This window comes from Streptomyces sp. S186, assembly GCF_051603415.1.
Classification (GTDB): Bacteria; Actinomycetota; Actinomycetes; order Streptomycetales; family Streptomycetaceae; genus Streptomyces.
Map to the genome: position 1 here is coordinate 6,315,661 of NZ_CP193932.1, position 23,203 is coordinate 6,338,863.

General features: G+C 76.3%; 23 protein-coding genes and 1 riboswitch. Of the genes, 11 read left to right on the forward strand and 12 right to left on the reverse strand.

Annotated features, from left to right (window positions below):
* Window positions 1–101 precede the first annotated feature (101 nt).
* The 10 genes from cobC to ACRAS8_RS27245 all read right to left on the reverse strand — a co-directional run bounded on the left by cobC (window position 102) and on the right by ACRAS8_RS27245 (window position 11,515).
* Window positions 102–1,214 (reverse strand): Rv2231c family pyridoxal phosphate-dependent protein CobC, encoded by a 1,113-nt coding sequence (cobC, locus tag ACRAS8_RS27200; RefSeq protein WP_438488630.1) that lies wholly within the window; start codon window positions 1,212–1,214, stop codon window positions 102–104.
* Window positions 1,211–2,074 carry a sirohydrochlorin chelatase gene (locus ACRAS8_RS27205; protein ID WP_438488631.1) on the reverse strand — a complete coding sequence of 288 codons (864 nt, stop codon included), beginning with the start codon at window positions 2,072–2,074 and terminating at the stop codon, window positions 1,211–1,213. The genes cobC and ACRAS8_RS27205 overlap by 4 nt, the downstream gene beginning before the upstream one ends.
* Window positions 2,068–2,661, reverse strand: a complete 594-nt coding sequence (locus ACRAS8_RS27210; protein WP_438488632.1) for a cobalamin biosynthesis protein — start codon at window positions 2,659–2,661, stop codon at window positions 2,068–2,070. Before ACRAS8_RS27210 ends, ACRAS8_RS27205 begins: the two co-directional genes overlap by 7 nt.
* Entirely contained in the window at window positions 2,658–4,073 is a 1,416-nt protein-coding gene (locus tag ACRAS8_RS27215) for a cobyrinate a,c-diamide synthase (protein ID WP_438488633.1), read from the reverse strand. Before ACRAS8_RS27215 ends, ACRAS8_RS27210 begins: the two co-directional genes overlap by 4 nt.
* Window positions 4,074–4,080: 7 nt before the next feature.
* A complete protein-coding gene (gene cobO / locus ACRAS8_RS27220) occupies window positions 4,081–4,680 on the reverse strand; it encodes a cob(I)yrinic acid a,c-diamide adenosyltransferase (protein ID WP_438488634.1) in 600 nt (199 codons plus the stop codon).
* On the reverse strand, window positions 4,680–6,851 hold the full coding sequence (locus ACRAS8_RS27225) for a putative cobaltochelatase (RefSeq protein WP_438488635.1): 2,172 nt from the start codon (window positions 6,849–6,851) through the stop codon (window positions 4,680–4,682). The genes cobO and ACRAS8_RS27225 overlap by 1 nt, the downstream gene beginning before the upstream one ends.
* A 100-nt stretch (window positions 6,852–6,951) precedes the next feature.
* Window positions 6,952–8,517 carry a cobyric acid synthase gene (locus tag ACRAS8_RS27230; RefSeq protein ID WP_438488636.1) on the reverse strand — a complete coding sequence of 522 codons (1,566 nt, stop codon included), beginning with the start codon at window positions 8,515–8,517 and terminating at the stop codon, window positions 6,952–6,954.
* Window positions 8,514–9,479 carry a cobalamin biosynthesis protein gene (locus ACRAS8_RS27235; protein WP_438488637.1) on the reverse strand — a complete coding sequence of 322 codons (966 nt, stop codon included), beginning with the start codon at window positions 9,477–9,479 and terminating at the stop codon, window positions 8,514–8,516. The genes ACRAS8_RS27230 and ACRAS8_RS27235 overlap by 4 nt, the downstream gene beginning before the upstream one ends.
* Window positions 9,480–9,609: 130 nt before the next feature.
* Window positions 9,610–9,742, reverse strand: a riboswitch (cobalamin riboswitch).
* Between the two features lie 227 nt (window positions 9,743–9,969).
* Complete coding sequence (locus ACRAS8_RS27240) at window positions 9,970–10,206, reverse strand: hypothetical protein (RefSeq protein WP_018541251.1); 237 nt, start codon at window positions 10,204–10,206, stop codon at window positions 9,970–9,972.
* A gap of 55 nt (window positions 10,207–10,261) precedes the next feature.
* Complete coding sequence (locus ACRAS8_RS27245) at window positions 10,262–11,515, reverse strand: inorganic phosphate transporter (RefSeq protein WP_438488638.1); 1,254 nt, start codon at window positions 11,513–11,515, stop codon at window positions 10,262–10,264.
* 413 nt (window positions 11,516–11,928) lie between these two features.
* On the opposite strand from ACRAS8_RS27245, the gene ACRAS8_RS27250 reads away from it, so the two are divergent.
* From ACRAS8_RS27250 to ACRAS8_RS27275, 6 genes are all read left to right on the forward strand, one after another.
* Complete coding sequence (locus tag ACRAS8_RS27250; RefSeq protein WP_438488639.1) at window positions 11,929–12,597, forward strand: class II aldolase/adducin family protein; 669 nt, start codon at window positions 11,929–11,931, stop codon at window positions 12,595–12,597.
* An 86-nt stretch (window positions 12,598–12,683) separates the two neighbouring features.
* Window positions 12,684–13,811 carry an alpha/beta hydrolase gene (locus tag ACRAS8_RS27255; protein ID WP_438488640.1) on the forward strand — a complete coding sequence of 376 codons (1,128 nt, stop codon included), beginning with the start codon at window positions 12,684–12,686 and terminating at the stop codon, window positions 13,809–13,811.
* 183 nt (window positions 13,812–13,994) lie between these two features.
* Window positions 13,995–15,437, forward strand: coding sequence for a hypothetical protein (locus tag ACRAS8_RS27260; protein ID WP_438488641.1), 1,443 nt, complete (start codon window positions 13,995–13,997; stop codon window positions 15,435–15,437).
* Between the two features lie 479 nt (window positions 15,438–15,916).
* Complete coding sequence (locus tag ACRAS8_RS27265; RefSeq protein WP_438488642.1) at window positions 15,917–17,515, forward strand: ABC-F family ATP-binding cassette domain-containing protein; 1,599 nt, start codon at window positions 15,917–15,919, stop codon at window positions 17,513–17,515.
* Between the two features lie 351 nt (window positions 17,516–17,866).
* Window positions 17,867–18,088 (forward strand): helix-turn-helix domain-containing protein, encoded by a 222-nt coding sequence (locus ACRAS8_RS27270; RefSeq protein WP_043263790.1) that lies wholly within the window; start codon window positions 17,867–17,869, stop codon window positions 18,086–18,088.
* A 113-nt stretch (window positions 18,089–18,201) separates the two neighbouring features.
* Complete coding sequence (locus ACRAS8_RS27275) at window positions 18,202–18,981, forward strand: enoyl-CoA hydratase/isomerase family protein (RefSeq protein WP_438488643.1); 780 nt, start codon at window positions 18,202–18,204, stop codon at window positions 18,979–18,981.
* Between the two features lie 23 nt (window positions 18,982–19,004).
* Here the strand turns inward: ACRAS8_RS27275 and ACRAS8_RS27280 are convergent, their stop codons facing one another.
* A complete protein-coding gene (locus ACRAS8_RS27280; RefSeq protein WP_438488644.1) occupies window positions 19,005–19,727 on the reverse strand; it encodes a hypothetical protein in 723 nt (240 codons plus the stop codon).
* A gap of 172 nt (window positions 19,728–19,899) precedes the next feature.
* On the opposite strand from ACRAS8_RS27280, the gene ACRAS8_RS27285 reads away from it, so the two are divergent.
* From ACRAS8_RS27285 to amaP, 5 genes are read left to right on the forward strand one after another with little or no spacing between them, the layout of a single operon-like run.
* Window positions 19,900–20,379, forward strand: coding sequence for an Asp23/Gls24 family envelope stress response protein (locus ACRAS8_RS27285; RefSeq protein ID WP_438488645.1), 480 nt, complete (start codon window positions 19,900–19,902; stop codon window positions 20,377–20,379).
* 36 nt (window positions 20,380–20,415) lie between these two features.
* Window positions 20,416–20,613: a hypothetical protein gene (locus ACRAS8_RS27290; protein ID WP_438488646.1), complete on the forward strand. Its 198-nt coding sequence runs from the start codon at window positions 20,416–20,418 to the stop codon at window positions 20,611–20,613.
* Between the two features lie 6 nt (window positions 20,614–20,619).
* Complete coding sequence (locus ACRAS8_RS27295; RefSeq protein WP_438488647.1) at window positions 20,620–21,021, forward strand: hypothetical protein; 402 nt, start codon at window positions 20,620–20,622, stop codon at window positions 21,019–21,021.
* Entirely contained in the window at window positions 21,018–21,617 is a 600-nt protein-coding gene (locus tag ACRAS8_RS27300) for a DUF6286 domain-containing protein (protein ID WP_438488648.1), read from the forward strand. The genes ACRAS8_RS27295 and ACRAS8_RS27300 overlap by 4 nt, the downstream gene beginning before the upstream one ends.
* Window positions 21,618–21,624: 7 nt before the next feature.
* Window positions 21,625–22,230 (forward strand): alkaline shock response membrane anchor protein AmaP, encoded by a 606-nt coding sequence (gene amaP, locus ACRAS8_RS27305; protein ID WP_438488649.1) that lies wholly within the window; start codon window positions 21,625–21,627, stop codon window positions 22,228–22,230.
* Window positions 22,231–22,446: 216 nt separating this feature from the next.
* Here amaP and ACRAS8_RS27310 read toward each other — a convergent pair whose 3' ends face one another.
* Window positions 22,447–23,202 carry an SDR family oxidoreductase gene (locus ACRAS8_RS27310; RefSeq protein WP_438488650.1) on the reverse strand — a complete coding sequence of 252 codons (756 nt, stop codon included), beginning with the start codon at window positions 23,200–23,202 and terminating at the stop codon, window positions 22,447–22,449.
* Window position 23,203: the final 1 nt, after the last annotated feature.

Genomic DNA, 23,203 nt, shown 5'->3' on the forward strand with positions numbered 1-23,203 from the left:
CCGCGTGGGCCCGCGCGGCGCACCCATCCCTCGCCGGGGCCCGCCGGGGCGTGGCCCGGTGGACCGCCCCGGCGAGGGCACTGCACGAAGCGGGCTCTCCGCTACCGGGGCGGCCCGCCCAGCACGTCCGCCAGCGCGGCCGTGAACCGGTCGGTGGCCGCCCGGTCCCGTACGGCCAGCCGGAGCCAGTCCGGGCCCAGGCCCGGGAAGGTGTCGCCGCGGCGCACCGCGAAACCGCGGGCCCGCAGCGCGGCCCGGACCGCCGCCGCGCCGGGCAGGCGCACCAGCACGAACGGCCCGGTCGCCGGACCGGCCACCGCCACCGAGGGGAACTCCGCCAGCCGGGCCAGCAGATGGGCCCGGTCCGCGGCGATCTCCTCGGCCGCCGCGGCCGCCTCCGCCAGCGCCGCCGGCGCACAGCACGCCTCGGCGGCGGCCAGCGCCGGCGTCGAGACCGGCCACAGCGGCTGCGCCCGCGCCAGCTCCGCCACGGTCTCCTCGCCCGCCAGCACATAGCCGATCCGCAGCCCCGCCAGCCCCCAGGTCTTGGTGAGGCTGCGCAGCACCACCAGCCCCGGCAGCCCGCCCACGCGCCCGGCCAGCGACTCCCGCTCCCCGGGCACCGCGTCCATGAACGCCTCGTCCACCACCAGCGTGCGCCCGGGCCGCGCCAAGGAGGCCAGCGCGCCCGCCGGATGCAGCACCGAGGTGGGATTGGTGGGATTGCCGACGACGACCAGATCCGCGTCGTCCGGCACCGCCGCCGGATCCAGCCGGAAACCGTCCCGCTCCGCCAGCAGCACCCGCCCCACCGCGTACCCGGCGTCCCGCAGCGCCGCCTCCGGCTCGGTGAACTGCGGATGCACGACCACCGGCCGGCGGGCCCGGACCGCCCGCGCCAGCAGCACGAACGCCTCCGCGGCACCGGCCGTCAGCAGCACCCGCTCCGCCGGCAGCCCGTGCCGCACCGCGACCGCCCGACGGGCCGCCCGGCCGTCCGGATACGCCGCCAGCCCGTCCAGCGACGCCGCGATCCGCTCCTTCAGCCAGGCCGGGGGAGTGCCCGCGCGGACATTGACCGCCAGGTCCGTCAGCTCCGCGCCGCGCACCTCGGCGTCACCGTGGTGCCGCAGATCCACCGCGTCGGACGCCGGGCCGCGGTGCGGGGTCGCCGGGGGCACCGCGGTCGCCGGGGACGGCGCCGGCCCGGTCACGCCGGGCTCCCGGCGGCCGCGGCGGCCACGGCCGCGTCCGGCAGCGCGCCGCCCGCCGCCCCGTCCGCCACCGTCGCCCGGTAGCGCTCCATGACCACCTCGGCCAGCTCCGGCGCCGCACCGATCGGCTCCGCGCCCAGCACCTCGATCCACGGGTGCGCCGCCGCCCAGCCCTCGGTCTGCAGCCACAGCCGCTCCAGCAGGTCACCGGCGAAGAAGAAGCCCGGCAGCACCACGATCCGGTCCGTGCCGGGCCCGCCGGGCGCCGCCGCGGCCAGCACCCGGCACCGGTCCAGGCCGGCCGGCACGTCCGGCGCCGCCAGCGTCACGAACGCGCTCTCCACGCCCGCGAAGCCGCGGCCCTCCCACAACAGCCGCGCGGTCCGGACCACTTCGGCGTTGGCGTACGGATCGGCCGCGCCCCGCCCCACCAGCAGCACCGTCGTACGGGCCCGGTCCTCGGGCCGCCGCGCCCCGCCGCCCAGCGCCGCGTCCAGGCGCCGCCCCAGCACCTCCAGCAGCCGGGGGTGCGGCCCCAGCGCGGGCCCGCAGACGAAGCCGAGGCCGGGGTGCGCGGCGGCCGCCCGCGCCACCGCCGCCGGCAGGGTCTCCCGGATCGTCCCGGTGGGCGCCAGCAGCAGCGGCACCACCACCAGCCGGTCCGCGCCCCGCGCGGCCAGCTCGTCGACCGCGCCGGACAGCGGCAGCGGCGACGCCGGGGCGCCGAAGAAGCCGCCGGCGACCGGCACGTCCGGGTGCCGCTCGGCGAGCATCCCCACCAGGGCACGCAGGGCGTCGGCCGCCCCTTCGTGGCGGGTGCCGTGACCGGCGATGAGCAGTGCGGGTCGGGTGGTCACCACAACGTCTCCTCGATACCAGGGGTTTCGCTGTCGGGGCGGCCCCCGACCTCCGCCGCCCGCCGATCCGCGCCGGGACGGGGCAGGCGGGGGGAGGGGACGACGATAGCGGCAGCCGCCGCGGAGGCGTCGGCCGCGCCCGCCGTACCGGAGGCAGTGGAGGGAATGTCCCGGGTGCACCCGGCGGCCGTGGCGGCCAGGGCGCAGGTCGCCGCACCCGGCCGGCCCGCCGGTGCCGACACCCGCTTCCCGGCGACCAGCCGGGCCCCCGGCCCCGCGGCCAGCAGTGCCGCCGCCTCGGCCACGCTCGGCGTGCCCACCGCGGCCCGGACGGCGGCGGACGGCCCCGGGACCCGCACCGCCGCCAGCTCCGCCGCCGGGAACGACCACAGCGGCACCCCGAACTCCCGCGCCGCGCCCAGCAGACCGGGCTCGGCCGCCTTGGCCTCCACCGTCGCCAGCCCGACCAGCGCCCCGGGCCCCCGGCCCGCCGCCGCCAGCGCGGCACGGATCAACTCCCGCACCTCCGCCGCCGCCACGCCCCGGCGGGCCCCGACGCCCGCGACGAGCCCGCCGCCCGCATCCGTCACGCGGGCCCGGCCGCCGGCCCGGGCACCGCGCCCCGTGCCGCCCCGGCCACCAGCCGCCCGGCCGGCGCCGGTTCCGCCGCCCAGTGCAGATGCAGATACGAGGCGTGCACCCCGCCGGAGACGAAACCCTCCACCCCGCGCCGGGGGTGCGTCACGCCCCACGCCGGGGACGCGCCGGCGCCCGGCTCCAGCACCGTCCGGTGGAACTCGTGGCCCCGCACCCGGGTCCCGGCCGCGGCCAGCGCGTTGTCGCCCAGCGCCACCGCCTCCCGGTAGCCGAGGGTCAGCCGCTCGGTCATCCGGCCGTCGGCGGGCAGCACCCCGCACATCGGCCGGTCGTCGAGCGAGCGGGAGAGGTAGAGCAGCCCGGCGCACTCGGCGGCGACCGGCGCGCCCGACGCGGCGAGTCCGGCCACCGCGGCCCGCAGCGGCGCGTTCGCCGACAACTCCGGCGCGTACACCTCGGGGAAGCCGCCGCCGATCACCAACCCCCGTGTACCGGACGGCAGTTGTTCGTCCCGCAGCGGGTCGAACGGCACCACCTCGGCGCCCGCCGCGGCCAGCAGCTCGGTGTGCTCGGCGTACGAGAAGGTGAACGCGGGCCCACCGGCCACCGCCACCACGGGCCGACCGGACCCCGCGGGCGGGGCCGCCTGAGCCCCCGCCGCGGCCACCGCCTCCGCCGGGTCCCACGGCCGGTCCGGCAGCTCCGGCACCGTGCGCGCCAGCGCCAGCAGCGCCTCCAGATCACAGCCGTCGCGCACCCGCGCGGCCAGCGCCCGCACCGACTCCAGTGCCTCCGCGCGCCGCTCGGCCACCGGCACCAGACCCAGGTGCCGGGACGGCGTACGGGCCTGCTCGGTACGGCGCAGCGCCCCGAGCACCGGCACGCCCGACGAGCCCATGGCGTCCCGCAGCAGCTCCTCGTGCCGCTCCGAACCGACCTTGTTGAGGATCACCCCGGCCAGCCGCACCTCCGGGTCCCACGACGCAAAGCCGTGCACCAGCGCGGCCACCGACCGGGACTGCGAGGAGGCGTCCACCACCAGCACCACCGGCGCCCGCAGCAGCTTGGCGACCTGTGCGGTCGACGAAAGCTCGCCCATCCCGGACGCCCCGTCGAACAGCCCCATCACGCCCTCGACCACCGCCACGTCCGCGCCCGCCGCCCCGTGCAGGAACAGCGGCGCGATCCGGTCCGGGCCACACAGGAAGGCGTCCAGATTGCGGCCGGGCCGGCCGGTGGCCAGCGCGTGGTACCCCGGGTCGATGTAGTCGGGCCCCACCTTGTGCGGCGACACCGCGAGCCCCGCCTCGGCGAAGGCCGCCATCAGACCGGTGGCCACCGTCGTCTTCCCGGCGCCCGAGGACGGCGCGGCGATCACCAGCCGGGGCACGGCGCCACCGCTCACGACGTGCTCACCATTCGATGCCCCGCTGGCCCTTCTGGCCCGTGTCCATCGGGTGCTTGACCTTCGTCATGTCCGTCACCAGGTCCGCGAAGTCCAGCAGCGGCGCGGGTGCGTCCCGGCCGGTGATGACGACATGCTGCGTGCCGGGCCGGTCCCGCAGCACCGCCACCACCTCGTCGACGTCCACCCAGCCCCACTTCAGCGGGTAGGCGAACTCGTCCAGCACCAGCAGCTTGTAGGTCTCCGCGGCCAGGTCCCGCTTGACCTGCTCCCAGCCCTCCCGGGCTGCCTCCTCGTTGCTGAACTGGGAGTCGCGCTGCACCCAGGACCAGCCCTCGCCCATCTTGTGCCAGTCGACGGTGCCGCCCTCCCCGGTGGCGCCCAGCACCTTCAGCGCCCGCTCCTCGCCGACCTTCCACTTCGCCGACTTCACGAACTGGAACACCCCGACCGGCCAGCCCTGGTTCCAGGCCCGTAGCGCCAGCCCGAAGGCGGCGGTGGACTTGCCCTTGCCCTGGCCCGTGTGGACCAGGACCAGCGGTCGGTTGCGGCGCTGGCGGGTGGTGAGCCCGTCGTCCGGTACGACGGACGGCTGTCCCTGCGGCATTACGCGGCCTTCCTGTTGTGACGATCGAGCCTGTTGTGACGATCCAGCCGTGCCCCGTCCCGGTCGGCGCTGCCGCCGCGGACGGGCTTGCCCTGCACGGTCCGTACGAGCGCGGAGACGCTGTCCGCGCGCAGTTCGTCGAGGGTGACGGCGGTGCCGCCGAGCTCCCGGGCCAGCTCCCCGGCCAGCCCCAGCCGCACCGGCCCCGCCTCGCAGTCCACCACCACCGACGCGGTGCCCCCGGCGGCCAGCAGCCGCGCCGCCCGGTGGGCCCGGCCCAGCGGTTCGGGCCCGCCGGTGGCCCGGCCATCGGTGACCACCACCAGCAGCGGCCGCCGCGACGGGTCCCGCATCCGCTCCACCCGCAGCACCTCGTGGGCCCGCAGGAGCCCCTCCGACAGCGGTGTCCGGCCGCCGGTCGGCAGCTGCTCCAGCCGCGCCGCGCCCGCCTCGACCGACGACGTCGGCGGCAGCGCCAGCTCGGCACCGGAACCCCGGAAGGTGACCATCCCGATCTTGTCCCGCCGCTGGTACGCGTCGAGCAGCAGCGACAGCACCGCCCCCTTGACCGCGCCCATCCGCTTCCGCGCCGCCATCGACCCGGACGCGTCCACCACGAACAGCACGAGGTTGCCCTCGCGCCCCTCGCGCACCGCCTCCCGCAGATCGTCCCGGCGCAGCACCAGCCCCGGGCCGCGCCGCCCGCGGGACCACTGGTGCGGTGCCGCGGCCTGCACGGTCGCCGCCAAGTGCAGCTTGCCCAGGGCGCCTTGGGGGCGCCGCGCCCCGGTCGTCCGGCCGTGCGCGGTCCGCGCCCGGGACCGCCGCCCGTCCGCGCCCTCGCCCAGCCCCGGCACGTCCAGCCGCCGGGTGCGGAACGGCTCGGTGGCGCCCACCGCGGCCTGCTCCGGACCAGGACCGGAAGCGGCCGGCTCGCCCGCCGGCTCCCGCTCGGACTCCTCCGGCCGCGCCGGGCGCTCCGGCTCCTGCTGCCGTGGCACGTCCGGGTGCGGCGCGTCCGCCGGCTGCTCCCGGGGCCTTTGGGGCTCGCCGTCCTGCGGCGGCAGCCCACCAGGCCCGCCGTCGGGGCCGCCGTCCGGACCGTCGGGACCGCCGTCCGGGCCCTCCGGCTCCGGATCGTCGTCGCCCTCCGGGTCCTGCCCGCCGGACTCCTCCAGCACCTGGTCGAGCTTGTCCTCGTCGAGCCCGGGCGCGTCGAAGGGATTGCGCCGGCGCCGGTGCGGCAGCGCCAGCAGCGCCGCCTGCCGGACGTCCTCCGGGAGTACCTCGGTCCGCCCGGCCCAGGCCGCCAGCGCGGTCGCGGTGCGGGCCATCACGATGTCCGCCCGCATCCCGTCCACCTCGAACGCCGCACAGGTCGCCGCGATCTGCCGCAGCGCCGTGTCGCCGAGCGTCACCGACGACAGCAACTCGCGGGCCCGCGCGATCCGTTCGCGCAGCTCCTGTTCCTCGGTCGCCCAGCGCGCCGCGAAGCCCGCCGGGTCGTCGTCGTACGCCAGCCGGCGGCGGACCACCGCCACCCGCTGCTCCGGGTCCCGGGACGCCGCGACCTCCACGGTCAGCCCGAAGCGGTCCAGCAACTGCGGCCGCAGCTCGCCCTCTTCGGGGTTCATCGTCCCGACGAGCAGGAACCGGGCCGCGTGCCGCACGGAGACGCCCTCGCGCTCCACGTAGGAGGCACCCATGGCGGCGGCGTCCAAGAGGACGTCGACCAGGTGATCATGGAGCAAGTTGACTTCGTCCACGTAGAGGATGCCGCGGTGGGCGGCGGCCAGCAGCCCCGGCTCGAACGCCTTCACCCCCTCGGCGAGCGCCCGCTCGATGTCGAGCGCGCCGACGAGCCGGTCCTCGGAGGCGCCGACCGGCAGTTCGACCATGCGGGCCGGGCGGGACTCGGCGGGGCCGGCGTCGTGCCGGCCGTCCGGGCACTGCGGATCGGGGGAGAGCGGGTCGCAGCTGAAGCGGCAGCCCGCCACCACCGGCACCTCGGGCATGAGGTCCGCCAGGGCACGCACCGCGGTGCTCTTGGCGGTGCCTTTCTCGCCGCGGACCAGGACACCGCCGACCGCCGGGCTGACGGCGTTCAGCAGCAGCGCCAGCCGCAGGTCGTCCATGCCGACGACGGCGGTGAACGGATACCGGGTGCTCATGTGGTGATCACTCCCTCAAGTGGCGTGCGTCCGTCAAGTGGCTTGCGTCCGTGGCCGGTCGGACTGTGTGAGCCGCGCGGCATGCCGGCGTTCCCGGCCCTCACGGCGCCCCCGGAGGAACGAACGGCAGCCCCTCCGGCACCCCCTCCTCGATCAGCCGCAGCAGCGCCTTGGTGTCCGCGTGCTCCTCGATCAGATCGCCCAGCCGGTCCAGCTGCTCCTCGCGCAGCGCGCCGAAACGGGTGTCCGGAGCCGGTACGAACCGGCGGCCGGCCGCCCGGGCCACCGCCCGCAGGAACGCCCGCCGGAACCCGTCGCTCTCCAGGGAGCCGTGCCAGTGGGTGCCCCACACCGCCCCCACCCGGCAGCCGTCCAGGGCGTTTCCCCGGCCGTCGGACATGAACGCCGCGTCCCCGCCGGACACTTGGGCCACCCCGTGGTGGATCTCGTACCCCTCCACCCGCTCGCCGAGCGCCTCACCGGTCGGCCGGGCGAGGGTCTTCTCCACCGCGAACCGCACCCGTACCGGCAGCAGCCCCAGCCCGTCCACCGTGCCCGCCCGCGACTCGACCTCGTCGTCGATCCGTTCGCCGAGCATCTGGTAACCGCCGCAGATGCCCAGCACCGGGCGGCCCTCCGCGGCCCGCCGGACCACCGCGTCCGCCAGCCCGCGCTCGCGCAGCCAGGCCAGCGCGCGGACCGTGCCGCGGGTCCCCGGCAGGACCACCAGATCCGCGTCGGCCAGCTCCTCCGGCCGGTCCACGAACCGCACCACCACGCCCGGTTCGGCCGCCAGCGCGTCCACGTCGGTGAAGTTGGACATCAGCGGGACGGCGCAGACCGCCACGCGCAGGATGTCCTCGCCCGCGGGCGGTGCCACCACCGATTCCCGTACGGCCCCGCGCAGCGACACCCGCAGCCCGTCCTCTTCGTCGATCCCGAGCCCGTGGGCGTACGGGAGGACGCCGTAGGTCCGCCGCCCGGTGAGCCCGCGCAGCATCTCCAACCCCGGTTCCAGCAGCGTCACATCGCCGCGGAACTTGTTGACGAGGTAACCGGCGACCAGCGCCTGGTCCTCCGCCGACAGCAGCGCGGTGGTGCCGAAGAACGACGCGAAGACCCCGCCGCGGTCGATGTCGCCGACCACCACGACCGGGATCCGCGCCGCGCGGGCGATGCCCATGTTGACGATGTCGGTGCGCCGCAGGTTGATCTCGGCCGGACTGCCGGCGCCCTCGCAGATCACCGCGTCGTGGGTGCGGCGCAACTCCGCCAGGCAGTCCGTGACGGTGCCCAGCAACTGCTCCTGTCTGCCCGCGTGGTAGCCCCGCGCACTCAGCTCGCCCACCGGCTTCCCCAGCAGCACCACCTGGCTGCTGCGGTCGCTGCCCGGCTTGAGCAGCACCGGGTTCATCAGGGCGGTCGGCTCGATCCGCGCCGCGGCCGCCTGCATCGCCTGCGCCCGGCCGATCTCCGCGCCCTCCCGGGTCACGAACGAGTTCAGCGACATGTTCTGCGCCTTGAAGGGCGCCACCGAGACGCCCTGCCGGACCAGCCAGCGGCAGATGCCGGCGGTCACCACGCTCTTGCCCGCGTCGGACGTCGTCCCGGCCACCAGCAGCCCGCCGCCCACGGCCGACCCGGCCGCCTTCCGCCGCCCGCTCACCGCGTCCCCTTCCCGCTCCCGCGCCGCAGCGCGCCCACCGCCAGCCGGCCGGCGACCGTGACGCCCAGCGCCAGCAGACCCACCCGCCGGGACAGCCGTACCGCCCGTTCGACGTCGGCCACCGCGGGCGGCCGCGCCCCGCCGTTGAGCACCGGCCGGTGCTCCACCCGCCCGCCGTACGCCAGGGTGCCGCCGAGCCGGACGCCCAGCGCACCCGCGAACGACGCCTCCACCGGGCCCGCGTTGGGGCTCGGGTGTGCCGCGCCGTCCGCCCGCCAGGCCCGCAGCGCACCGCGCCGGTCCGGGCCCGCCAGCACCGCCAGCGCCGCGGTCAGCCGCGCGCCCGGCCAGCCGGCGACGTCGTCGAGGCGGGCCGCCGCCCAGCCGAACCGCCGGTAGCGCGGCGACTTGTGACCGACCATCGCGTCCAGGGTGTTGACCGCGCGGAACGCCACCAGACCGGGCACCCCGCCCAGCGCGCCCCACACCAGGGCGCCCACCACCGCGTCCGAGGTGTTCTCGGCGACCGACTCCACCACCGCGCGGGCCATCTGCGGCCCGTCCAGCGCCTGCGGATCGCGCCCGCACAGATGCGGCAGCCGCTCCCGCGCCACGTCCAGATCGCCGACGGCCAGCGCCCAGCCCACGGCGCGCGCCTCCCGGCCCAGCGAGGTGCCGCCCAGTACGGCCCACACCGCCGCCGCGGTCAGCGCCGTGCGGGCGCCCGGACGGTGCCGCAGGGCGCGCTCCAGCAGCGCGGCGCCGGCGGCCGCGCCGCCCGCGCACAGCACGGTGTGCACCGCCCCGTAGCCCCGGTGGTCGCGCCACAGTTGGCGCTCGACGGCGCCCGCGGCCCGGCCGAACGCGGCCACCGGATGGCCGCGCCGCGGGTCCGCCGCGATCAGATCACCGAGGAAGCCGAGGGCCGCGCCGCACGCATATCCCGCGTGTTCGCCGCGCACCGGATCAGGCCGCCGGACGTCCGTGAACGGGCCCTGCGGCAGCGGGCAGTGGGGTTCTCGACGGGCAGCCGGGCATGGCGGTATGTCCTCACTCAGGGTCCTCGCCCTGGCTCGACGCGACGGCGACCAGAGTCTCCTGGCTCCCGGATCGGCGCCGCCCCCGGCCTTCCCGCCCGTCTACGTCCTACGGACCGTGGCCCTCGTTGGAGGAGCGCTCCCCGGTGACAGTGGCGGGACCGCGCCGGATTCGCACCGGACTTCCTCTGCTGTCGCCGATTGGCCCGGGCAGTCCACCACGGCCCGCGAAGGCCCGTCAACTCGCCCTTGACCTGCGGTGCAGCCCCGCCGCCGGACCTGTGGCCAAGACCACAGGGCGACCGCCGGCGCACCACCCCAGCCGGACACACACGGACGGGGCGCCCGGCGGCCGCGGCTGCTGCCGCGTCCACCTGACGCCCCGTCCACGGCCGGAGATCCGCCGGCGCCGTTCTCAGGCGGCGACGATCAGATAGATCCCGTACGCCACCGCCGCCGCGCACAGCGCGAAGGCCGCCAGTGCCCCGGCGCGCGCCCCGGCGGCCGGTGCCGTGGTGGCCGCCCCGTCGCCGTCCGCGGCCGGCTTGCGGGAGGTCCCCACGATCCCGACGGTGAACAGGCCCACGATCCCGACCGTCACCGCGAGGCTGACGCCGAAGACCTGGCCGAGAGCTGCCCAGTCGATGTGCATTGCTAGTCCTTAGGGTCCTTGGGCTTCTTGGGGGCCTTGGAACGAGTGGTCGACGTCAGGAGGTGGCGGACACGGGCCGGGCGGGAGCGGGCGCGCCGTCCGACCCGGCGGCTGCGGGGACGGTGGCCGCCGGGGCGACCGGGCCCGCCGGGGGAGGGGAGACGGTCTGCAGCGCCGTGGTGACGACACCGGCCGGCTCCGCCGCCGGACCCTCGTTGACGTTGGTGTGGTCCACCGGCTTGCGCCGGGAGGCCGCCCAGATGCCGCCGCAGATCGCCAGCGCCAGGACGGCGACCGCCGCCACGCCCCAGGTGCCCTGGTCGGCGAGGAACGCGGCCCCCGCGGAGACCAGGCCGGCGGCCGGCAGCGTCAGCCCCCAGGCCGCGACCATCCGCCCGGCCGTGGACCAGCGCACCACGCCGCCCTTGCGGCCCAGCCCGGAGCCCATCACGGCGCCCGAGCAGACCTGGGTGGTGGAGAGCGCGAAACCGAGGTGGGAGGAGGCCAGGATGGTGGCCGCCGCGCCCGTCTGGGCGGCGAAGCCCTGCGGCGGCCGGATGTCGGTGATGCCCTTGCCCATCGTGCGGATGATCCGCCAGCCGCCGAGGTACGTGCCGAGCGCGATGGCCAGGCCGGCGGAGGCGATCACCCACAGCGGCGGGTCGGAGTGCGGGGCGATGGCCCCGCCGGTGATCAGCGCGAGGGTGATCACGCCCATCGTCTTCTGAGCGTCGTTGGTCCCGTGGGCCAGCGAGACCAGCGCCGCCGAGGCGATCTGCCCGGCGCGGTAGCCCTTGGCGGTGTCCTCCTCGGCGCGGCCGCGGGTCAGTCGGTAGGTGAGCCGGGTCGCCGCCATCGAGGCCAGCCCGGCGACGAACGGCGCGGCCACCGCCGGAAGCAGGACCTTCATCACCACGGCCTGCCCGTGCACCCCGTCGGCGCCCGCGGACACCAGGGTCGCGCCGATCAGACCACCGAAGAGGGCGTGGGACGAGCTGGACGGGAGACCGGCGAGCCAGGTCAGGAGGTTCCAGATGATCGCGCCGACCAGACCGGCGAAGATCACTTCCGGTCTGACGCCGGCCCGTTCGTCGATGATGCCGCCGGAGATGGTCTTCGCCACCTCAACGGAGAGGAATGCCCCGACGAGATTGAGTCCCGCCGACATCGCCACCGCGACCTTGGGTCGCAGAGCCCCGGTGGAGATGGTGGTGGCCATTGCGTTGGCCGTGTCGTGGAAGCCGTTCGTAAAGTCGAACACCAAGGCCGTGACGATCACGATCCCGATGAGAAGCGTGATGTGTTCCATTCACCCAGGCAATCCGTTCGATGGTCAGTGTCCTCGGGAACGTACGGACGGCGGGTGAACGGAAAGTGAACTCGGCCGGGCGTCGCGGTGACACCCCCGCAGTGTTCACGCGGAGGCGCCTCAGTCGTCACTTCCGTCTCACCCGTCGGCAAATTCCTTGAGCTGGGCCGGGGTGCCCCCTGGCGATGACATGTGAGGAGGTGCGGGATCACTCGACGTTAACGGATGATCGACGCAAGGTGGTCGAACTCCGGCCAATCGCTCACAGTCGCCCGCAATGGAACAGCCATCCCCATACGGGGGATACTGGTCAGCCGGTGCCGGCGCGTACAGTGCCCCGGCCTGCCCATACGGTGTCGTGCACCGCCCTCGTGCCTTTCCGCACGTCCCGCAGCGTCGCACCGGAGGATCCCATGAAGGACCACCCCGACCACCTCGCCGACGCCTGGAGCGAGCTGGTCGCCACCGCCCGCCGGACCGCCGCCGACGGCCTCGTCGTCGGCACCTCGGGCAACGTCTCGGTCCGTGTCCGGGACCTGATCCTCGTCACCCCCAGCGGCATCCCCTACGACCGGCTGGGCCCCGCCCACCTCACCGGCGTCGACATCGAAGGCCGCCCGATCGTCGGCAGACTCCGCCCGACCAGCGAACTCCCGCTCCACCTGGCCGTCTACCGCCACACCCAGGCCACCGCGATCGTGCACACCCACGCCCCGCACGCCACCGCCGTCTCCACCCTCGTCCCCGAACTCCCGCCCGTCCACTACATGGCCGCCGCGCTCGGCGGCCCCGTGCGCGTCGCCCCCTACGCCCTCTACGGCAGCGACGAACTCGCCGCCCACATGCTCGACGCGCTCCGCGACCGCACCGCCGCGCTCCTGCAGAACCACGGCACCATCGCCTACGGCGACAGCCTCGCCCAGGCCCTGGAACGCACCGCCCAACTGGAGTGGATGTGCCGGGTCTGGCTCACCGCCGCCTCCGTGCCCGGCCACACCCCCAGCCTGCTCTCGCCCGTCCAGCTCGACGCCGCGGGCGAACGGCTGCGCGGCTACGGCCAGCCCGGCGACGACGCGCCGTAGCCCCCCGCGGCACGGCGCCCGCCGGTCCGGCCGCCGCTCCCGGGCGCCCGGTGGCCGGGACCGGCGGCCCTGCGCACACTGGAGGGGTGCGACGGGGAACCGTGGCGGCGGTGACCGCCACCACCGTGATCGGTGCCGGGGCGGCCGCCGTGGCGGCCGGGCGGTACGCCGGTGGCGTCGCCCTGAAAGCGTCCCCCGGCCATCCCTTCCCGGGCGACGCCCGGCTCACCGTCCACTCCGCCGACGGCGGCCACATCGTCCTCACCCGCAGCCTGGGCTCCCTCAGACCCGGCCGCTACGGACTCTCGGGCGCCGGCTGCCACGCCGTCGTCGGTCCCGTCGTCCACGGCACGCCGCATCCGCCCGACGCTGTCGTCCGCCGTCTGGAGCGCGTCACCCGCGGCACCCTGCGGCCCGGCGCCCGGATGCGGCTGACCCCGCAGGTGCACCTCGGCAACCCCCACGACGCCCTCGGCCTCGCCTGCGCCGACGTCGACATCCCCGGCGAACTGGGCGCCCTGCCCGCGTGGTTCGTGCCCGGCGCCCGCGACACCTGGGTCATCACCGTGCACGGCCTCGGCACCACCCGCGAACACCCCATGGTGGTGCTGCCCTTCCTGCACCGGCACCGCTTCCCCGTCCTCGACCTGGCCTACCGCAACGACCCCGGCGCCCCGCGCACCGCCGACGGCCTCCACCACCTCGGCGACACCGAATGGCGCGACCTGGACGCCGCGATCCGCTACGCCGTCCGCCACGGCGCCCGCGCGGTCGTCCTCCACGGCTGGTCCGCCGGCGCCACCATGGCCCTGCGCGCCGCCCTCAACTCCCCGCTGCGCGACCGCGTCTCCGGCCTCGTCCTGGACTCCCCGGTGCTCGACCGGCACGCCACCGTCCGCGCGCTGGCCGCCGCCCGGCGCATCCCGCGCGCCCTGCTCCCCCTGGCCGTGCGCGCCGCCGAGGGCCACACCGGACTGCCCGTCGACCGCCCCGCCGACGCCGTCCAGGCCGACGAACTCGACGTGCCCGTCCTCCTCTTCCACGGCCCCGAGGACACCCTCGCCCCCTGGGACGCCTCCCGCCGCCTGGCCGCCCGCCGCCCGGAGCTGATCACCCTTCACCCCGTCCCGCACGCCCCGCACGCCGCCATGTGGAACGCCGCCCCGGATCGCTACGAGGAGACCCTGCGCCGCTTCCTCACCCCGCTGATGTGACGCCTGATGTGACGCGGCCGCCCGGCGGACCCCCGGGGGCCTCCGGTTCCGCGGCCAGCGCCGGAGATGGCCGGCCGGACAACTCCCTCCGACCGGAGCGGGACCGCGGGGTGACGCGGGGCCGAAGAGCCGCGAGCAGGGTTCCGATTGGGTTTTCGGGCCGTCAGCGGCAAGACTGCTCCTGTGACGTCCCGTACACCGCGCGACTCCCGGCTCCGACTCGTCCCCCGACAACCGATTGCGGCCGCCCGCCGGGCGGTGAGCACCCGGGCCGCCCGCCCGGCGCCCAGGCCCCCCGAGGGCACCCCGCCGCCCGCGGAACTGGCCCGCCAGGCCCGCGCCGTACTGGCCGGCGCGGCCCGACTCGCGCGCTGGGCCGACCACGCGGGCAGCCTCCGCGCCGGCCCCGACGGATCGCTCCCGGAGGCCGCCGTCGCCGGCGCCGCCGAAGCCCTGGGCCTGCCCCCCCGCCAGGTGCGCGCCGACTGGGACCGGGCCCGGCTCGCCGGGCTCGTCGAACTCCACGACGGACTGGCCCGGCCCGGCTGGCGGCTGCGCGCCTGGGACCGCGACGACACCGCCGCCCTGCGCGGCTGGGTCGCGCTCTTCGACGCCTGGTCGCTGGCCCTGGCCGCGCCGCCCGCGGCCGGCCCCTCCGCCGTCGCCGAGGTCGTCGAGGCCGTCCCGCAGCTGCTGTCCCTGCTGCACCTGTCCGCCGGACCCGTCCGGCTGCCGGTCCTGCTGGACATGCTCGGCCAGCGCGTCGCCGAACTGCGCACCGAGCGCTGCGAGGTGCCCTACGGCACCGACCCGGCGGACGGCACCGACGCCGCGGGACCGGCGAGCGACGCCGCGGGGGCGCCGCTCGCCGACCTCCTGCGCTGGGCGCTGGACGCCCTGCTCGCGGTCGGCGCGCTGATGCCGCCGCGCGGCGCCCACGAGGCCGGCGAAGACGCCGGCGAGGGCCATCACGGCCAGGAGGCGCAGCTGACGCCGCTGGGCAACTGGTCGGTGTGGGTCAAGCTGGAGCAGATCTGCGTCGCCGCGCAGAGCCCGGCCGGCAACATCGAGCAGTCCGCGGAGGCGATGCTGCGCGGCTGCGCCCGGCTGACCCCGGGCCCGGCCCGCGCCGAGTACCGCGCCTGGCTCGCCGCCCGCTCCGTCGGCGCCGCCGTCGAGGAACTCCTCGCCGTCGCCCGCGGCGAGGACGCGCTGCTGCGCGGGCTGGCCTTCGAGGCGCTGCGCGCCGTCGGCGCCCCCGCAGAACCGGCCGTGCGCGCCGCCGCCGACGAGCCCGTGCTGCGCCCCTACGCCCTGCTGTGGCTCTTCGAGCACGAGGGCGGCGACCCCGAGACCGCCTCCGGCGTCCTCACCCGCGAGGAGTCGACCTGGCTGTGGGTGGACACCGCGGCGGCCGTCGCCGACCACGGGGAGACCCAACTCCTCGTCCGGCACCTGGACTCGGCCGTCCAGGGCTCGGTGCCGCGGCTGCTGGCGGAGGTCCGCGCCGTCGGCCACCCCCGCACCGTGCAGGTGCTGGTCGCGCTGGCCGCCGCGCACCCCGACCCGGCCCTCGCCAAGGCCGTCCGCCGGGCCGCCTTCCAGGTCCACACCGGCGGCGCCTGACGCCCCGGCCACCCCGGCCGGGCGCCGGCGGGCCATGCCCCCGCCCCGCCCGGCCGGCAGGTGCCGAAGCTCCGGACGTCGCCCTCGGCGTCCCGGGCGAGGCAGTCCCGGAAGTCGTACGCCGCGGCCCTTCGAGCCGACCCTCACCACCCCGTCCCCGTAGGCGAGTTCGGCATGCGGCACCGTGCCGTCCTCCCCGCCGTACCGCGCAGCGTCGGGAACCCGGGAACCCGGGAACATCGCCGGCGTGCCCGCCACGCTGATCACCCTGCCTGTCGCGCACCGGACGACACCCCGCCGCCCGAACTCCTGTGTCCTGGCTCACAGTCTCGCAGCGGGGTCTGACAACGCCGGAAAACGACTTGCACCGGCCCGTTAGACTGCCTGCATGGCAGTTCTCCTCTGGGTTCATTAGACGGCGCAGACCGCTCTCGGACCGTCCGTCCAACCCGCCGTCTTCCTGCCCTGGAGTTTTCCCCGTGATCACCGCTTCCGGCCTTGAGCTGCGTGCCGGCGCCCGCGTCCTCATCGAGTCCGCCTCGTTCCGCATCGCCAAGGGCGACCGCATCGGCCTGGTGGGCCGCAACGGCGCCGGCAAGACCACCCTCACCAAGGTCCTGGCCGGCCAGGGCATCCCGGCCGGCGGCTCGGTCGCCCGCTCCGGCGAGGTCGGCTACCTCCCGCAGGACCCGCGCACCGGCGACCTCGACGTGCTGGCCCGCGACCGCATCCTCTCCGCCCGCGGCCTGGACACCGTGCTGCGCAGGATGCGCGAGAACGAGGACCGGATGGCGAACGGCAAGGGCGCCACCCGCGAGAAGGCCATGAAGAAGTACGAGCGGCTGGAGACCGAGTTCCTCACCAAGGGCGGGTACGCCGCCGAGGCCGAGGCCGCGACCATCGCCGCCAGCCTGGGCCTGCCCGACCGTATCCTCGGCCAGCCCCTGCACACCCTCTCCGGCGGCCAGCGGCGCCGCGTCGAGCTGGCCCGGATCCTCTTCTCGGACTCCGACATCCTGCTGCTCGACGAGCCCACCAACCACCTCGACGCCGACTCCATCGCCTGGCTGCGCGACTACCTCAAGACCTACCGCGGCGGCTTCATCGTCATCTCCCATGACGTCGACCTCGTCGAGACGGTCGTGAACAAGGTCTTCTATCTGGACGCCAACCGCGCCCAGATCGACATCTACAACATGGGCTGGAAGCTCTACCAGCAGCAGCGCGAGGCCGACGAGAAGCGCCGCAAGCGCGAGCGGGCCAACGCCGAGAAGAAGGCCGCGGCGCTCAACTCCCAGGCCGACAAGATGCGGGCCAAGGCCACCAAGACCGTCGCCGCCCAGAACATGGCCAAGCGCGCCGACAAGCTGCTCGCCGGCCTGGAGGCGGTGCGCGTCTCCGACAAGGTCGCCAAGCTGCGCTTCCCGGACCCCGCGCCGTGCGGCAAGACCCCGCTCACCGCCGAGGGCCTCTCCAAGTCCTACGGCTCCCTGGAGATCTTCACCGACGTCGACCTCGCCATCGACAAGGGCTCCCGGGTCGTCATCCTGGGCCTCAACGGCGCCGGCAAGACCACCCTGCTGCGGCTGCTGGCGGGCGTCGAGACGCCCGACACCGGCGAGGTCCGCCCCGGCCACGGCCTGAAGCTCGGCTACTACGCCCAGGAGCACGAGACCCTGGACCCGGACCGCACGGTCCTGGAGAACATGCGCTCCGCCGCGCCCGACATGGACCTCGTCGAGGTCCGCAAGGTGCTCGGTTCCTTCCTCTTCTCCGGCGACGACGTCGACAAGCCCGCCGGTGTGCTCTCCGGCGGCGAGAAGACCCGTCTCGCGCTGGCGACGCTGGTCGTCTCCTCCGCCAACGTCCTGCTGCTCGACGAGCCCACCAACAACCTCGACCCGGCCAGCCGCGAGGAGATCCTCGGCGCGCTGCGCACCTTCACCGGCGCGGTGGTCCTGGTGACGCACGACGAGGGCGCGGTGGACGCGCTGGCGCCGGAGCGGATCATCCTGCTGCCCGACGGCGTCGAGGACCTGTGGGGCCAGGACTACGCGGACCTGGTCGCACTGGCCTGATCACCGCCGTACCGCCGCCACCGGTTGGATCACGCCCGCTGGATCATTCGGCCCATGGGTGATCCATCATCTGAGTGAGAACGGCTCGTACACCGGCGAGCCTGCGGCAAGGGGCCGGGCCCTCTCGGCCCGGCCGTCGCCGTTTCGGCGACAGACCACCTGACCTGGCACTTCTCGCCCACCGGGGCGTGCGTCGGCGTCGCAGGGCGCGCGGAAGAAGGAGTTCCGACCGCTCCGGGCGCCCGCGGGGCGGCGAAGGATGTCGCACAGACCTTTGCGGAATGGGTGGCCAGGAAGCCGGGGAGGGGTGATCATGAGAGTCCAGAGCGCACTTCCCACGAGGAGGCACGGGTGGCCGAGACTCTGAAGAAGGGCAGCCGGGTGACCGGCGCCGCGCGCGAGAAGCTCGCGGCAGACCTGAAGAAGAAGTACGACGCCGGAGCGAGCATCCGGGCGCTGGCCGAGGAAACCGGTCGCTCCTACGGATTCGTGCACCGGATGCTCAGCGAATCCGGCGTGGTCCTGCGCGGCCGCGGCGGAGCCACGAGGGGCAAGAAGGCCGCCTCGGTCTGACGGCCGCGGCTCCGGGTAAAGGCGGTGCCCCCGGCCGTCCGAGCAGTCGGCCGGGAGGTTACCGTTCAGTCACTTACGCACGCAGGTGCGGTGGCTGACTCGGAGGCGCCCTCATGACTCTGCTCGACAAGCACGGTGTGCGGCTCACCGTGGACGACGCGATCGCCACGGTGACCCTCGCCAACGCGGCCAAGCGCAACGCACAGAGCCCCGCCATGTGGCGGGCACTGGCCGAGGCGGGCTCGCTGCTGCCGGGAAACGTACGGATCGTGGTGCTCCGCGGAGAGGGCAGGTCCTTCTCCGCGGGGCTCGACCGGCAGGCGTTCACGCCCGAAGGGTTCGACGGCGAGCCGTCGTTCCTCGATCTGGCGCGCGGTACGGACGAAGCGCTGGACGCCACGATCGCCGAGTACCAGGAGGCGTTCACCTGGTGGCGGCGGCACGACCTGGTGTCCATCGCCGCCGTCCAGGGGCACGCCATCGGCGCCGGCTTCCAGCTCGCGCTCGCCTGTGACCTGCGGGTCGCCGCCGACGACGCGCAGTTCGCCATGCGCGAGACCAGTCTGGGCCTGGTCCCGGACCTGACCGGCACCCACCCCCTGATCGGACTCGTCGGCTACGCCCGGGCGCTGGAGATCTGCGCCACCGGGCGCTTCGTGCACGCCGCGGAGGCCGAGCGGATCGGCCTGGTCAACCTCGTCGTGCCCGGCGGCGAACTGGACGCCGCGGCGGCCGACCTGGCCGCCGCGCTCACCGCCGCGCCCCGGGACGCCGTCATCGAGACCAAGGCCCTGCTGGCCGGCGCCGCGGACCGGACGTACGAGGAGCAGCGCCGCGCCGAGCGTGCCGCCCAGGCACGGCGGCTGCGGGACCTGGCCGGCGTCGGGGACTGAACGCCCGCCCGCGGCGCCGGTCTTCAGCCGTCCGCCACCGCCGTGACCAGTACCGCGGCCGACCGCGGTGCCGGCGGCGGACCGGTGACCGCCCGGCGGACGGCGCGGGCCACGTCCACGGGGCGGTGGCCGGCGGCGGTCGCCAGCTGGACGAGGACATGGCCGCCGGTGCGGGCCACCGGGCGGGAGCGGCCGGCCAGGGCCGGGGCGAGCCGGGCCACCCCGGGGACGGCGAGCACCCGGGCGACGAGGTCCGCGGGGTCCGCCGCGGCACCGCCCGGTTCCGCGGCGGCGGGTGACGGGGCCCGGCCGGCGGCCCGGTCGCCGTCCCCGGGGCCGGCCTCGGCAGGGTCGTCCAGCAGTTCGCCGATCCGGAGGTCCACCGCGCTCACCCGCAGCCCCAGGCCGTCCTCCGCGGCGGCCAGCAGGGCCGTCCGCAGCTGCGCGGCGAGCGCCGGCAGTGGGCGGCCGGGCGGTGCGGCCAGGTCCGCGGCGATGCGCAGCGGGCCCGGCGGCAGGGCGCTGGGCGGCGCCGGCACGGTCGGCGCAGGGGCGTCGCCGGGGGCGGCGAGGGAGAGCCGCAGGGCGTCCAGGCGTACGCCGGGCGGGGTGCCGGGTGCCCGCAGCAGGGCCGCGCGGGCCGCGCGTTCGGTGATCCAGGCCCCGTCCGCCGGGCCGCCCAGCGGCAGGATCCGGCCGATGCCGAGCTGTTCCCGCACGGTGTGTGCCAAGCCGTTCGCGGCCACCGCGTCACCTCTTTCCCGGAGCACCTCCCCAGCCTGCCCCAGCCCGCCCGCCGCGGCAGGCCGCGGCACTCCGCTGCCGCACTCCCCGGGGCGTACCCCGCCGTCCGCCTCTACTGTGGGGAGCGGAACGAATGGCGTGAAAGGTGCATATCCCCAGAAGGGACGCGCGGCGATGACCGAGAGCCAGCTGGGCGCGGACGCGGCGAGGCCGCCGGTGAAACGGGGCGGCGGCGACCCCGGCACCCGCGGCCGCACCACCATCGCCGACGGCGTCGTCGAGAAGATCGCCGGGCTCGCCGCCCGCGATGTGGTGGGTGTCCACGCGATGGGCAGCGGGTTCGCCCGTACGCTCGGTGCGGTGCGCGACCGGGTGCCCGGCGGCGGACGGTCGGCCGCCCCCACGCGCGGGGTGAAGGCCGAGGTCGGCGAGGTGCAGACCGCGCTGGACCTGGAGATCGTGGTCGACTACGGGGTCGCCATCGCGGACGTGGCCCGGGCCGTCCGGGAGAACGTGATCGCCGCCGTGGAGCGGATGACCGGTCTGGAGGTCGTCGAGGTCAACATCGCGGTGAGTGATGTGAAGCTGCCGGACGAGGCGGACGGCGACTACGGGCCCGGCCCGGCCGAGGCGGCGGAACCCCGGCTCCAGTGACCGGGCCCGGCCGGAGCCGTAGCGAAGGAGCGCACGATGAGCATGACCGTGATCGGTCTCGTGGCCGGGATGGCGCTGGGCTTCGCCGGCTACTTCGGCGGGTTCGGGGCCTTCGTCCTGGTGGCGGCGCTGGGCGCCGTCGGGTTCATGGCCGGCAGGTTCCTCGACGGGGACCTGGCGGCCGGGGAGTTCTTCCGCGCCCGGACCGGCGACCGCGACGACCGGCGGCGGTGAACGCGGATGGCAGCCGTCTACCGGGCGGCCCCGCCCGCCGCTGCCACCGACGTACCGGCCGGTGAGCGCGGCGCCACCAGGATCGCCGACCGGGTGGTCGCCAGGATCGCCGCGCGGGCGGCCCGCGAGGCGCTGCGCGAGGCGGCCCCCGGCGCCCCCACCGACGCCCATGCCACGGTGACGGTGACCCGCCGCGACATCCGCCCGCCGTTCGGCGAGGCCCGGCTGCGGATCGCCGTGGAACTCGCCTACCCCGCCCCCATTGGCGCCCAGTGCCGTCTGGTGCGCCGTCAAGTTACCGAGCGCGTAAGGGCGTTGACGGAGATGACGGTCACCGAGGTGGCCGTGCAGGTGGAGCGGCTGAACTCGCCGCTGCTGACGGACCGGGCCCGGGAGCGGCTGCGGTGAGCGGGCCGGCGCCGGGGCCGGGGAACGCCGGGGAGCCCGGCCCGGTCGCCGGCGGGCCCGGCCGGCGCTTCTGGTCGGCCCGCCGGGTGCCCGCGGCGCTGGTCGCCCTGGTGCTGCTCGGCGCCGGCGGACTGCTGCTCTACGACGTCGCCGCCGTACGGGCCGGCCGCACCGCGATGGCCTGGCGCCGGCGGCTGGCGCACGAACTCGCGGTCCGGCACCTCGACGACCCCTGGGTGCTGGGCGCCGCGGCCGCCGCGCTGGTCCTCGGGATCTGGCTGCTAGCCCTGGCCGCCACCCCGGGGCTGCGGGCCGTGCTGCCGATGCGGCGCACCGCCCCCGGCGTCCGCGCCGGCCTCGACCGGTCGGCCGCCGCGCTGGTGCTGCGCGACCGGGCCATGGAGGTCGCCGGCGTACAGGCCGTACGGCTGACCGTCGGCCGGCGCCGGGCGCGGGCGCGGGCCGTGGCGCACTTCCGTGAGCTGGAGGCGGTCCGCGGCGACCTCACCACGGTGCTCGGCGACGGCCTGCGCCGGCTCGGCCTGACCCGCCGGCTGCGGCTGACCGTCGACGTCCGGCGCCCGAAAGGGAGGTGAGCGCGCGATGCGCACCGTCCGCGCGAGCGTCAACCGGGTGCTGCTCGGGCTGGTCGGCGTGCTCCTGCTCGGCGCCGGCGGGCTGGTCCTGCTGGGCGGCCTCGACCTGCCCGCCCGCCTGCACCTCGACCTGCCGTCCGGCTGGCCGTGGGTCCGCCCGGACGACGTCCTGCTCCCGGCGGCGGACCGCACCCGCTTCACGGACCGCGGCTGGTGGTGGCCGGCGGTCATCGCCGGGCTGGCCGTCCTGGTGCTGTTGCTGCTGTGGTGGCTGCTGGCGCAGCTGCGACGACGCCGGCTCGGCACGGTGCTGGTCGACAGCGGCGACGGGGAGGGCGCGACAGTACGGGGCCGGGCGCTGGAGGCCGTCCTGGCGGCCGAGGCGGCGGCGGTGGACGGCGTCGACCGGGCGGCCACCGTGCTGACCGGCCGCCGCACCGCACCGCGGGTGCGCGCCCTGCTCGTCCTCGCCCCGCACGCCGACCCCGGGACCGTGGTACTGCGGCTCTCCGCCCGGGCACTGGCCGACGCCCGCACCTCGGCCGGCCTGGACCGCCTGCCGACCGAGGTCCGCCTACGGGCGGTCCGCCACCGGCCGGAACGGGTCAGTTAGTCCGACGGGGCACGGCCAGGGTCGCGGCGCCTGGTACGGCATGTCCCCGGCCGGCGCCGGGAGTTGCCCCACACCGCGTTGCCGGGGCGTCCCGAGAGCTCCGTGGTGCCCTCCACCACCGGACGCCGCGACCTTTCCGCCTTTCCCCCGTCGAAGACGTCTTGGCGCCGATGGCCGGGGCGGGACGGGCCCGTGGCCCCTCCCGCCCCGTCGGTCTCAGAAGCCGCGCCGGGCGCCGCCGTCCACCGGGACCATCACGCCCGTCAGATAGGACGCGGCGGGGGAGAGGAGGAAGGCGGCGGTGCGGCCGAACTCCGCGGGGTCGCCGTAGCGGCGCAGCGGGATGGTGGCGGAGTTGCGGGCGCGGGAACCCTCGGGGTCGCCGGAGAGCTCGTCGAGCTGGGTCATCCGGTCGGTGGCGATCCGGCCGGGGAGGACGCCGACGACGCGGATGCCGCGCGGCCCCACCTCGTCGGCCAGGGACTTGGCGAAGCCGGCCAGGCCCGGACGCAGCCCGTTGGAGACGGTGAGCCCGGCGATCGGTTCGTACACCGAGCCGGAGAGCACGAAGCCGATGACGCCGCCCTCGCCCAGCTCCGCGGCGGCCGTGCGGGCGAACCGCACCGCGCCGAGGAAGACCGTCTCGAAGCCCGCCCGCCACTGGTCGTCGGTGGTGTCGGCGGCGCCGCCGGGTGGCGGGCCGCCCACGCTGATCAGGACGCCGTCGAAGCGGCCGAAGCGCTCCCGGGCGGCCGCCACCAGACGGGCCGGGGCCCCGGCGTCGGCGTTGTCGGCGGCCACGCCCAGGGCCCGCTCGCCCAGGGTGGCGGCCGCCTTGGCCGCGGCCTCCTCGGTGCGGCCGGTGAGCACCACGTTGGCGCCGTCGGCGACGAGTTCGCGGGCGGTGGCGAAGCCCAGGCCGCGGGTGGCGCCGGTGACGAGATACGTCCGGTCGGTGAGTCCAAGATCCATG